The sequence below is a fragment of the Aquimarina sp. MAR_2010_214 genome (assembly GCF_002846555.1).
GTDB lineage: Bacteria > Bacteroidota > Bacteroidia > Flavobacteriales > Flavobacteriaceae > Aquimarina.
Genome location: NZ_PJMS01000001.1, coordinates 1225712 through 1238084, shown reverse-complemented (window position 1 = coordinate 1238084; position 12373 = coordinate 1225712). Strand labels below are relative to the sequence as shown.

General features: G+C 35.1%; 15 protein-coding genes. 2 read left to right on the top strand and 13 right to left on the bottom strand.

The genetic code is table 11. The features are described from left to right. Positions 1-31: 31 nt before the first annotated feature. From ATE84_RS05495 to ATE84_RS05455, 10 genes are all read right to left on the bottom strand, one after another. The gene (locus ATE84_RS05495; RefSeq protein ID WP_101446524.1) at positions 32-451 is read right to left on the bottom strand and encodes a GPW/gp25 family protein; all 420 of its coding nucleotides are present in this window, start codon (positions 449-451) and stop codon (positions 32-34) included. Between the two features lie 12 nt (positions 452-463). Then, entirely contained in the window at positions 464-754 is a 291-nt protein-coding gene (locus ATE84_RS05490; protein ID WP_101446522.1) for a PAAR domain-containing protein, read from the bottom strand. Positions 755-760: 6 nt separating this feature from the next. Continuing rightward, positions 761-2506: a type VI secretion system tip protein VgrG gene (gene vgrG / locus ATE84_RS05485; RefSeq protein WP_101446520.1), complete on the bottom strand. Its 1746-nt coding sequence runs from the start codon at positions 2504-2506 to the stop codon at positions 761-763. A 2-nt stretch (positions 2507-2508) separates the two neighbouring features. Beyond that, positions 2509-3234: a hypothetical protein gene (locus ATE84_RS05480; protein ID WP_101446518.1), complete on the bottom strand. Its 726-nt coding sequence runs from the start codon at positions 3232-3234 to the stop codon at positions 2509-2511. A gap of 2 nt (positions 3235-3236) precedes the next feature. Continuing rightward, positions 3237-3407, bottom strand: coding sequence for a DUF5908 family protein (locus ATE84_RS26450; RefSeq protein WP_199176856.1), 171 nt, complete (start codon positions 3405-3407; stop codon positions 3237-3239). 1 nt (position 3408) lies between these two features. Beyond that, the gene (locus ATE84_RS05475) at positions 3409-3852 is read right to left on the bottom strand and encodes a phage tail protein (protein WP_101446516.1); all 444 of its coding nucleotides are present in this window, start codon (positions 3850-3852) and stop codon (positions 3409-3411) included. Continuing rightward, complete coding sequence (locus ATE84_RS05470) at positions 3852-4298, bottom strand: phage tail protein (RefSeq protein ID WP_101446514.1); 447 nt, start codon at positions 4296-4298, stop codon at positions 3852-3854. The genes ATE84_RS05475 and ATE84_RS05470 overlap by 1 nt, the downstream gene beginning before the upstream one ends. A 162-nt stretch (positions 4299-4460) precedes the next feature. Further along, complete coding sequence (locus ATE84_RS05465; RefSeq protein ID WP_101446512.1) at positions 4461-6404, bottom strand: phage tail sheath C-terminal domain-containing protein; 1944 nt, start codon at positions 6402-6404, stop codon at positions 4461-4463. 14 nt (positions 6405-6418) lie between these two features. Beyond that, positions 6419-7429, bottom strand: coding sequence for a hypothetical protein (locus ATE84_RS05460; protein WP_101446510.1), 1011 nt, complete (start codon positions 7427-7429; stop codon positions 6419-6421). A 2-nt stretch (positions 7430-7431) separates the two neighbouring features. Beyond that, a complete protein-coding gene (locus tag ATE84_RS05455; protein WP_101446508.1) occupies positions 7432-8022 on the bottom strand; it encodes a DUF4255 domain-containing protein in 591 nt (196 codons plus the stop codon). Between the two features lie 430 nt (positions 8023-8452). On the opposite strand from ATE84_RS05455, the gene ATE84_RS05450 reads away from it, so the two are divergent. Further along, positions 8453-9526 (top strand): PA0069 family radical SAM protein, encoded by a 1074-nt coding sequence (locus ATE84_RS05450; RefSeq protein WP_101446506.1) that lies wholly within the window; start codon positions 8453-8455, stop codon positions 9524-9526. Here ATE84_RS05450 and ATE84_RS05445 read toward each other — a convergent pair whose 3' ends face one another. The 3 genes from ATE84_RS05445 to ATE84_RS05435 are packed head-to-tail and all read right to left on the bottom strand — an operon-like array spanning position 9527 to position 11945. Further along, positions 9527-10180, bottom strand: coding sequence for an HD domain-containing protein (locus ATE84_RS05445; RefSeq protein ID WP_101446504.1), 654 nt, complete (start codon positions 10178-10180; stop codon positions 9527-9529). Positions 10181-10191: 11 nt separating this feature from the next. After that, positions 10192-11193, bottom strand: coding sequence for an acyl-ACP desaturase (locus tag ATE84_RS05440; RefSeq protein WP_101446503.1), 1002 nt, complete (start codon positions 11191-11193; stop codon positions 10192-10194). A gap of 11 nt (positions 11194-11204) precedes the next feature. Next, the gene (locus ATE84_RS05435) at positions 11205-11945 is read right to left on the bottom strand and encodes a lysophospholipid acyltransferase family protein (protein WP_369828505.1); all 741 of its coding nucleotides are present in this window, start codon (positions 11943-11945) and stop codon (positions 11205-11207) included. 213 nt (positions 11946-12158) lie between these two features. Here ATE84_RS05435 and ATE84_RS26065 point away from each other — a divergent pair, with 213 nt between their 5' ends. Next, complete coding sequence (locus tag ATE84_RS26065) at positions 12159-12320, top strand: hypothetical protein (protein WP_158237186.1); 162 nt, start codon at positions 12159-12161, stop codon at positions 12318-12320. Positions 12321-12373 lie beyond the last annotated feature (53 nt).

Below are 12373 nucleotides of genomic sequence, written 5' to 3'. Positions count from 1 at the left end.
CTTATTTTTTTAGAACTCATCTTAGTTCTTATTAAATATTCGTTCCTTCTTGTTTATAAAATGGGAATACCAGATTGTTTCTCGCATTGGTCACTCGAACTCTGTAATCAATAATGATCAATAGTTCTCCATCTAATTCATTGGTTTGATCTATCTGTATTTTTTCTGCATCAATTCTGGGTTCATAATACAGGATCGCATTTTTGATCAATTCTTTGACAAAAGTTTTTAATGTCAGGTTTAAGGGTTTAAACAATAATTCATCCAGATTACAGCCATAATTGGGAACCATAATTCGTTCTCCTAAACGGGTGGATAGTAAAATCTCCAGACTACTTTTTATATCTATTTCATCAGATAACATGACTACTTCTCCCTTTCCTTCTGTTTTTTTATTGAACTCTGGCGGAAAGCCCCAACCTGTTCCTAAAAATGATGCGTTTGTATCCATTTTAATTCTATATTATCCTCCTATTAATACTGTAGGTAATCCCAATACTATTACCCCTCCATGTGATGTAGTATCTCCCATACGAGCTGCAGGCATTCCTCCAATCAATACTGTGCCTGATCCCATAATTATAGTATCGGGTGGGCCCACACAGGTTGCCATATCACCAACTCTTGCTGCGGGTAATCCTCCAATAAGTACTGTCGGTTCTCCTGCTGGTAATATTGGTCCTCCAACGTGAGGAACGACTCCTGTAACCATTGGACAGGTATGCATATCTGTTATTCTTGCTGCTGGTGGCATATTTTTTTAATTTATTTGTACTAAAGATCCTTTTAAAGTTGCTGTTGCGCTTGATGACATTTCTACTCCTGCTGATCCTTCTGCTTTGAATTGTGCATTAGCGGTAATATTTACATTGGTCCCTTCGATGTTGACATCTCCAGAGGCAGTCATATTAATATCACTCGCACTTTCTATTGCTATTCCAGAATCGTCTATGGTAATGATATTGGAGTTGTCATCTTCTATCACTATAGATCCTGCATCTTCATCCAAAACCACTTTTTTCCCTGCGGGTGTTTCAATAGATATGGATGTTTTATCATCATCAAAAAGAATTTTCATTTCGCTTCTGGTAATGAATCCTTTTTCGTGATTATCATCACTTGCGGTTATAGGTGCTGGCTTAGCACTACTATGTAACATTCCCAGAACTACCGCATCATTAGGATCATCATTGATAAATCCAACAATTACCTCGTCTGTAATTTCTGGCCTGAAAAAGGATCCTCTATTTTCTCCGGCATCTAATGATGCTACACGACACCAAATTCCTTGTTCTTCGTTATTTACAATTGGCAATTGTACTAAGATTCTATCTTCTCCGTCAGGATCTTCTTCTAATTGACTTACTATCCCTACCTGCAATCCACAGATCCCTGATAATAACCCCGATGCTGGCATTGAATTGATATCATACGTTTCTGAAAACCATTTTGGGTTAATTCCAAACTGCGCATCTACCGTCCAGTTTCCTTCGGAAATATGATGGCTTATTCCTGTGATATAAACTTTACCATTAAAACGGTCACCTACTCCTTGCAGGTTCAGAATTGTTCCTGGTTTTACCGCTGGAATTCCTTGAAACTGTACCCGACCTCTAATTTTAGATAATTGTTGGAACATCCATTTAGCATCACTCCAATCTTGTAATTCTGTTGTAGAAAGTGCCCCTCCGTGTCTTAATTCTAAGTTTTCTAACGCTACTACTGAAGCCAAGTCAGATGGTTCCAGATTTCCATTTAATGATACTGCTGGATCGACTGCCTCTATTTCTAACAATTCCTGATCAGCATAGTTCCAGCTATAGGATGTTACCTTATCTATTTGGTGTCTGGCATCTATTTCTGCATCAAAATTCAGCATAGTTCCTCCAAAAGTCACCGTTTCTATTTCTTCTGAACTAAAGTCTGGTTTCTTAACACTTAACTTGCCATCATCTACAAAACAAAGTTTTCCGTTAGCTTGTGCTCTACTTACCATAAAATCCCAATCAGAAACATTGTACTGCACCAATTCTTTATGTTCATAATTGGTATCTTCTACTTCCTTATCAATTCCATACGTATCAATAATTTCCTCGATGATTTCGCTGTCTTTGCTTTCGTAGAAATATTTACTCTTTCTACCTATAGTAAGTTTAACTGCTTCATCTTTGCACTCCAGAATGAGATAGGATCCATTGGTTCTGACTTTAATGTTGTGTTTGATTACAATACCTTTGAAAATAGTCTCTTCATCTGAATGATATCCTGCTGTAACTTCAATTTCTGTTCCTGGTATTAATAGCTCTTCATTACTTAGTTCAAAATCTTGTTTTGAAGGCTCTCCATCCATCAGTACAATTGTAGCAGTAGGAATTCTATTCACTTCTTTTTCTACAGTAATCGTTTTTACCTGATACTTCTTGGACAGTTCTTCTCCACTAACCAGTAGCTTATGGGTAACTAAATCCGCGCTTTTTGATGTTTGTATTACACTACCTTCTGCCATGGTTATGATATTTTTTCAATAGGTGGAAAAAAGATTTCTTTTCCTACTTCTAGTTTTCTAAAGGATGCTATTCCATTTACTCTAGCTACTTCGAGATAATATTTAGAATCTCCATAAATGCGATGTGACATCAATGGTAAAGTATCTCCTTCTTTTACCAGGCGTAAATGGGTGAGGTCAGGAGATTGATTATTCTCTTTCGCCACTCTTAGGTCGTCTTCTGCAAATCCCTGAAATTTTGCCTTAGCAACTGCTCTGATAGGAGTACCATCAGATTTAAAAAGCTTAAAATCGATACTCATTTCGGTGAGACTTCCTTTAAATAAAAGTGCACCCCAATAGATCATTACATAATTAGGTTTATGTTCATCACCATTATAATCAAGAATTACTTTTTTAAACTTTTCGATATCATCGATGACACCTTCTCCTTTATCTTTAAATACTGTATCATCCGAACTTTCATCAGGATTACTTCCATAATGTATAATAACACCGGTTCTGTCAAAAAGGAACTCTAACTCGATATTTTCCGGGAGTTTTTTATTGAATTTAGGAGATAAATCACTGGTTCCTGATGCCTGATCTTCGTTTTGTTCTATCTTATAATTGAACGTATACTTCTCAGGGTTCACCAAAGTGGTAAACTCTCCATCCGCAACCTCATTGTTAAATTGAGGATCGCTATACGCTTTGACCTTAAGTTTTGTTAATTCTCCGTTGCTCATGACTACCGTTCGATTTGTTTGGCTATGATTCTCATAACCTGTTCTACACATTCTGCGATAATCATATCTTTATTAGCTCCTGACTTTTTAGAGTCGGCAGTCTCTGCAGATGATTTCTTCTCGTTATCTACATTAATTTTAATGTGCAGTTCTTTAATTTCAATTGCTCCCATGTTATGCTATAGTATTATAATAGTTGTACGCTAATTCAATAGTTTCTATGACCACTTTACTTTCTTCTGCATTGAAATCTGCGATTGCCCATTTTATAGGATATGCGTGTACTATATTCCAGGATAATAGTGGTTCGTGTTTTTCGTTGAGCAACTTGACAATCAAATCAATCGGTTCGAAGTCAAAATTCTCTACTGCTTTTTTACACCAATCTACTACATCAGAATCCACCAATAACCCTCTTTTTAATACCAGATTAGGGTATTTGGTTCTCACAGGAATTTTATGCTTGAATCTGTTTTCTCCTCCTTCGGTTACATCTTCGGTCTCGACATCAACGGTCAATCCGGAAACGGATTGAAATTGATGATCTTTGTTACTGGTCGATAAGCCGGTAAACTCAACACTAAAATGAAATCCTACGGGTGGATAATAAATGGCCATTATGAAGCAAGTTTAAGACTGTTAATTGCAAACTCTGCAGATTCTATAGCGATCTCATTTCCATCAGCTTTTAAATCTGTGGATTGGATCTTCATTAACCACGCATCAGATGCTTCCCAAGTTACTATAGGTTCATGTTTTTCATCTAGTAAGCTAATGGTAAGATCACTTCGGTATTGCTCCTCACCTTCCTGGAAGAATACATTTTTCTTCCACATATCGAAGAACTGTCCTTTTGTAGATAAAAATGTTCCTCGTTTGATCGAGATGTTAGCAAACTTGGTCATTCCAGGTTGTTTTTTCTTGAAATAATCATTGTCTCCTCCTCCTCTGTATTCTATCATTTCGGTTTCAAAATCTAAACCTGATACTTCGGTGCAGTTTAATTCGGTATCACCTCCTATGGTTACTTTAAAATGGAACTTTGGTAATGGATATTCTGCCATGATTTCTATTGTTTATTATTATTTATTTCTATTGTTTAATTTCTATTTCATAACATTCATACTGATAAGGATTCCCTCTATCATTCGGACTCATGTCTCACCACATTTTGGGAGAGAAACTAAAGTCTAGATTATTGTAAAAACACTACGTTTTAATTAAGATTATGCTTCTTGCATTTTATGAGAGAACTTAAGAATGATAAATTCTGCCGGACGAACTACTGCCATTCCAATCTCTATAATCATATTACCATCTAAGATATCATTGGCTGTCATGGTTTCTCCTAATCCTACATTTACATAAAATGCTTTATCTGGTGTTGGTCCTGCTAATGCTCCTGCTCTCCATTGTAGTGTTAGGAAATTATTGATCATTGCTTTTACTCTCACCCAGGTATTGGCATCATTTGGTTCGAAAACAAATTGTTCTGTAGCCTTTTTAATAGACTCTTCTGCCATATTAAAGAATCGTCTTACCGGTACATATCTCCACTCTTTATCATTACCCGCTAAGGTTCTGGCTCCCCAAACTAAGGTTCCTTTTCCTGTAAAATTTCGGATTGCATTAACAGATTTACCAGCTATGGTATCCACGTTGAGACGATCTTGTTGCTCATTGGTTATTTTTATGGTAGGTTTAATTACATAATTTACCCCTACATTAGCAGGTGCTTTCCATACACCACGATCACTATCCACACGTGCATATACTCCTGCCATAGCGCTACTAGGTGGTAGTTCTAATGGAAGAATTCCTAATTCTACTTTTATTCTGTTGTATGTACTACTGTCTACATTTTCCAGGGCTGCCAGGTTTTGACCATCCAAAGCTCCTGTAATCGTTGAATCTGCATCCTGAGCTGCCGTTATTGCAGCTATTAAAGCCGGATTCACAAGTGCCAATATTGCCTGAACATCAGCTTCTACATTCGTTACCGCTGCTGCCGCTGCTGCTGATTCGGTTTTTACCGTTCCTCCCCCTCCTGCGGTATTGGGAGCTGCAATAATAGCTGCTATATGACCTTCTAAAGCAGTAATCATTGTGGGAATATTTGCCCCACCTGTAACAGCTGTATTCAAGTTTCCTGAAGCCGCTGTAACACCTGCATCACCCGCAGCATTTCCTGCTACAACGGCTGCCGATCCGGCTGCTACTATTGCGTTTAGTGAATCTATAATAGGTTGAATAGTATCCGTAACCGTTACTCTATTCGTATTAGCTTCTCCGTTCGTACCATCGTCGATAAGTCCTTCTGCATCAGTTAATGCTGTAACCAAAGCCGGAATAGTATTTAATTGCCCCTGAATATCGGTATCTGCCTGTTCCGCCGCATCCATGGCCGCAACACTTTCTGGGGTTTCTTCTTCACTGGTATGATTGATACTTACATTGGATTCATCATAACTATAATCCAAAATTGTTTCTACATAAGGATAATATGCTGCTCCATACTTCAGGTAATCTTTTTCAAGGTTTACACCTGATCGTAATGCATCAACAGGATCATCACTAGTATCATCGTATGTATAAGTATCAATTATCGTAAACCGATCTTGTAGATCATTACATTGTGTCAATGCATTGTTGTATAATGCAAAAAATTCATTAGGATCCGCAATTGCTGTAGCATCAGGAAAAAGGATCAAGGTTGGTTCATCTTCTTTTTGTAATAAATCTAAACCATCATTAAGGTCATTAAATAGAACCGTTCCCCCGGAATAATTACCTACAGAAACAATATAACAAGGCCCTCCTCCATTTGCAAAATACATCTGTAATGCATAATACATTAAATAAGGTTGTCGGTCTGCTGTTACCTGATTTTGATCTACGGTTATGGTTCTTTCTACATCGCCATTTACCAAAGCATCATATATATCTACCTCTATATTAACCTCTTGTAGTGGAAATCCAAAATAAGTTTCGAACTCTAACAGAGAGGTAATTCTCGTGGGTTTGAGAAGCAAATCATCTGCCACTTTTTTAGTAGCCTTTTCGGTATATCCGATAAATGCTGGTATCGCGGTTTCTACTTGGGCTACGGATGGAGGAAATTTTACAATCTCCTCGATATAGACCCCTGGTGTTTTGTACGTCGTTGCCATAATTTTAATTGTTTTTAAATATAAATTTCAGAATATGTTATTATTGTATTTGTGTTCTCGTTAGTTACTAGCTTTATACTATGTGCTGTAGGATTAGGAAATAGATATTTGTCTATATCCACAGGAAGTGGTGCAGTTAAATCATCCTCCGGAACTATCTCTATAAAACCATGTATCGTTAATGGTTTCTCTACTGTAGTTTCTAATTCTACTTCAGTAGCTACATTGATATATTTCCAGATGGTTTTTTTATTATCAAAATGAAGTTTAAACTCTGGTACGGGATCTAAAATGAAATCTTTTACATCCTCTGGATCAGCAGCATCAATTTCTGTTACATCCAGATCATTATCTCCTTGCATATACAATTGAATAATGCCCAACAAACCTCTTCCTCTTTCCTTTTGGATTGCTTGATTTATGATTAATTTACCTTCATCGGTACTCAAATCCGCAGCTTCTAAATCCGCAATTGAACTTAGACGAGCATTGGTGTCTACTCTTTTATTTTCTTGTTCCAAAGCAAATACTAGTGCCTGAGTACTTTCTTCAGTGAGTAAAAAATCATCTGTAATGAGATCATTGGATGAGCTTACTGGGATATAGGAATACGGATTTGCTTCGGTATCAGGTTTGATATTCGAAAAATAATACAACTTGTTCTCTTCTTTAGTTAGTGCCGTATAATTGTCAAACAAATAGTCATTTGCATATAGGTAAAAAGTCAATTTTAGCTCTTCGCCAAGGGGTATTTGTGTCCTATATTTATCGTCTTCTTCATTAACTTTACATAATACCCTAAAACCGCCTGTTTCTGTTCTAAACACCATTTTATGGTTTTTTAATTCTTTCTGTGTAGCCATTGCCGGTACGACATCCATATAATCAGATATCATATATTTTCTAAGCTGCTCTTTCTTTTCTGCATCAGTCATATCCAGAAAAGCGTCTTCTCCATCGTTTAGGAAATAAGAATGATGTATGTCTATATGAAATAGGGTTTTATAGAGTGTTCTAAATGCCATTGTTAATTATGATTTAAGCTCCCGTTGATTTCTGTAATTAAACTTCCTTCAGACTGTACTTTATCTCTTTCGATTTCCAGTACGCTGACTTTGTATATTACCGTTGGGTATTGTTTGCCTCCCAGGGTTCCCCAGATAAAATTCATTTCTTCGAATGATGGGGTAAACAACTCCACATTAAACTTGAATTCTTTTATAGTATTCATACCATCCAGTTCTCTGTCAAAACTGGTATTTGCTTGTGTAAAGGTTCGCTTAGCTTGAAAAAATTCCATAACTCTAGATATACTTTTCAATGACTCGGTGTAGTCTGTTCTATTGGCTGAGAACATCATATAAAGGTTCAGATGAATCTTATGATTTCTATATGCTACCTTAGTTCCTTCGATAGAATGATTTGGGAAATTTCTTAAGGTGGTTTCTTCCTCGGTATGCAATAATGTTAATACTATATTATTGCTATTATTAGGCCCGTCTCCCTGTTCGGATTCTATAAAAGCTATATTATCCAATGAAACCGGTTTTTCTTCGAATTCTATATCAAAGAAATTATTAACCTCTTCGGTTATGATTTGTAATACTTCAAAAATCATATTATTCTTAATTAATAATGTATCATTACTCTATAGCAATATCAGAGAGATAAAAGCTATATGCTATTTCATTGTTGATCTATTGGGGTATAAAATTTGGTTAGGGGTGGAGTGCCTAAATCAATTTAGAAATTGAAATTAGATTTTGATTAGGACACTATAAATATAAATCACATTCTAAAAAAATCGCAGAGTCATTACACTGTTTTTTTTATAGTTAAACAACTTTAATATAAAGGGGTAAAAACCTATAATACAGCATTTTAAATTTTATTAGTTTTTCTTAAGACTAAATAGATCATCTACAGAAAAACGTTTACTAGTAACGCTTCAAATGAATAAACACAACATAGATTATGGAATAATTCCAGTTAAAAAAGGAATTATTCCATAATCTATATTATCTTTATAACTCAAATCATCAATAGTAATGAAGACACAAAAACATATAAAAGGCAGAGGGGCACAAGAAAAAGTACATAATCGATTTTTTGAACTATATCATGAAACAAGAGATGACTTTCTTAATTATTGCCTTGATCAGGGAGAGTCTATCAATAAATATCAAACTACTTATATAGAAACGTTTCCGAAAACGATTGTCAACAGAGTAACCAGTCCTGATGTTGGTATGTTATATTCTCTCAATCCGTATCAGGGTTGTGAGCACGGTTGTGTATATTGTTATGCCAGAAATTCTCACGAATATTGGGGTTATGGTGCTGGATTAGATTTTGAAAGTAAAATTTTGATCAAAAAAAATGCTCCTGAATTATTAGAGAAAAAGTTGCGAAATAAAAAATGGAAAGCATATCCGATTTCACTTTCTGGAAATACCGATTGCTATCAACCTATTGAAAAAAAACTTGAAATTACCCGCAAACTTCTTGAAATTTTTCTAAAATACAGGCATCCTGTTGGTATCATTACCAAGAACGCTTTAATCCTTAGAGATCTGGATCTTCTCTCTGAATTATCAAAACATAACCTGGTATCGGTATACCTCTCTATCACTACATTAAGAGAAGAAACACGAAGAATTCTTGAACCAAGAACTGCAAGTATAAAGAAACGATTAGAAACTCTAGAAAGGCTAAATGCTTCAGGGGTCCCTACAAATGTGATGATGGCACCAATAATTCCATCTATCAATAGTCATGAGATATTACCCTTAGCCAAAGAAGTTTCTATGTGTGGTGCAAAAAATATAGGATATACAATCGTAAGATTAAATGGAGCAATTGGTAGCATATTTACCAAATGGTTAGAAAATACTTTACCCGATCGTAAGGATAAGATACTACATCAGGTCATGCAGTGTCATGAAGGTAACCTAAATGATAGTGCTTTTGGAAGAAGAATGAGAGGATCTGGAAACATGGCAGATCAAATTCATCAATTATTTACTATAGCAAGGCAAAAATACTTTCCAGAGAAGCAAAAGATACATTTAAACTGTAATCTACATCAATTCTATAAAGATGAACAGTTGCGATTGTTCTGATCAAGACTTCCCTTCCCACTCTTTATAGAATTGTTCTAGAAACTGTTCCATAAATTGATGCCTTTCTGCTGCCAGTTTTCTACCTGTTTTAGTATTCATTCTATCTTTAAGCAGCAATAATTTTTCGTAGAAATGATTAATTGTAGGCGATGTTGAAGATTTATATTCTTCCTTACTCATCTTTAGATTTGGAATAATCTCGGGATCATACAATGTTCTGTTTTTAAACCCTCCATAGTTAAAGCATCTTGCTATTCCTATAGCACCGATAGCGTCTAATCGATCTGCATCTTGTATGACATCTAATTCGGGAGATCTAAATTTCTGATCTACATTCCCTCCTTTGAAAGAAATATTTTTGATAATCTTGATCACATGATCAATAACTGCTTGTTCTACCTGAAGGTTTCTTAAAAAATCTGCAGCCATTTTGGGCCCTATAGTTTCGTCTCCATCATAAAATTTTGAATCTGCTATGTCATGAAGTAACGCGCCTAATGAGACTATAAAAAAATCTACTTCTTCTTCTTTAGAAATTGATTGAGCGTTCTTAAGTACTCTTTCAATATGAAACCAGTCATGTCCTCCTTCTGCTCCGCTAAGTGTATCCTTTACAAAATCAATAGTTTTAGATATAATCTGATCTTCAGTCATACCTAGTAGTATTATTTTGTCATTGCTGGTTGCACCCACTTAAATTCAAAAATTTCTTCTGGGATAACCAATCGCTCACTAATACGTTGCATTCTTGCTGGCAATTTCATTAAAAAGTCACGTGCTTTTTCTGCTTCATCTGTAAGATCTATTATTTTATCAATTTCCCATCGTTCGATAAGACGTTGCACAATATCAATATAATCTTGTGAGGTATATACCCCGATACGCTGTGCAGACCATGAAAAATCTTCGAAAGCAGTTCCTATGGATTGGCCAGATTCTCTAAGTAAATGTGCTGGCATCACAATTTTTTTCTTCATCATATCACTAAATGCAATCATCATCTGACTTGGATCTACCTCAAAAATACTTCTTACAAATTCACTATATGCATTATGATGACGCATTTCATCTCCTGCAATAATTTTGCACATCTTAGACAATGACTTATTAGAGTATTGTCTAGCTAATTTTGCAACTCTGTTATGAGAAATATAAGTTGCCAATTCTTGAAAACTAGTATACACAAAGTTTTTATAAGGGTCTCTATCCGTACCTATATCAAAACCATCATTAATTAAGTGTTGTGTAGTTCTTTCTACTTCAATCATATTCACTCTACCCGACAAATAGAGGTATTTATTCAATACATCCCCATGTCTATTTTCTTCACCTGTCCAATAGCGTACCCATTTGGCCCATCCATTATCTTTTCCATTTTCATGCTGATTGACTCCTTCTACATCCATTAACCAGGACTCATAAGTAGGCAAAGCTTCTTCAGTAATAGTGTCTCCTACCAAAACTACCCAAAAATCATAAGGAAGTTCTTTAGCTAATTCTCTCAATTCTTTTACTTCTTCAAAAAAAGTATCTTCATTTTGTGAATCAGGTAAGAAATCAGTTGGTTGCCATATTTTATCTACCGGAATCAAAAATTTATCAATAAAACCATCTACCTTCTTTTCTAGTAGTTGCATTACCTCTAATCTAATATTATCTAAAGCCATTATGGTTAGTATTATGTTCTGATTGCTAAAGTAACCCTTTCTTCTATTTTATCCAGTAATATTTCGGGTTCTTTATCGATTGTTATAGGTTCTTGTACTTCTAATGTCATATGTATTCCTACTCCCATAGGGAAATTACCAAATCTAACCAGTTTCCAACTATTATTTATAGTTATTGGTACGATCAGGGCTTCTGGTGCATTTTTAAATAAGATTTTTAATCCTGTTGGAGCAAATGTTTTAGGTTTTCCGTCTTTACTACGCGTACCTTCGGGAAAGATAACCGCCGAAAAATTGTTCTCAGCAACAAATTTTCCGAATTTTGATAATGCCGGAATTGATTGTTTTGGATTTTTCCTATCAATCAAAACATTACCCCCATGTCGTAAGTTAAAAGATATGCTTGGTATACCTTTGCCTAGCTCAATCTTAGAAATGAATTTTGGCTTATATCTTCGCAAGTACCAAGATATCAATGGTATATCAAACATACTTTGATGATTCGATACCAATATTAAAGGTTGATCCTGAGGTAACGCATATTTATTTTTAAAACTAAATGTTACACCCAAAATGTGTAAACACCGTAATAAGCATAGATTCATAATATTTACAACTCCTCTATGTCCTCTGGGGCCTCCTAATTTTACGCCTAACCACTGTAATCCATGAAAAATCACTAGGGTCAAACCAAAAAACAAATAGAAAACTATAGAAAGCGGATAACTTAATATCTTTTTTATTGCCTCCATTTTATCTGCATAATTAATAAAATTTAACTTGTGTAAAAGGTATCGCAAGGTCTTATATTATTTTTAGTTGACCAATATTTTTGTATATCAAATTAAAAAATAATTGATGATTATTTGGTAACATTTATCATCGAGGTGACATAAACTAAAGACATAATTCCTGAATGTCTATAAATGCTCAGGAAACATACAAATCATTAAATAGCTTAAATTATGTTAGCAAACATTTTAAAAGTAGAAGGAGTACAAGTACTTAATCAAAAAGTATTAAAACAAGTTAATGGAGGTAGTGGCTGTTCTTGTGGTGGTGGTCATAATGCTCCCGGAGGTAATGAATCTGGAAATGGTGAGGGCGGTCAATGCCATGAATGCTAAAATTTAGAATTAAAGTATAAAAATTCGGTTATACAAACCGAATTTTTATACTT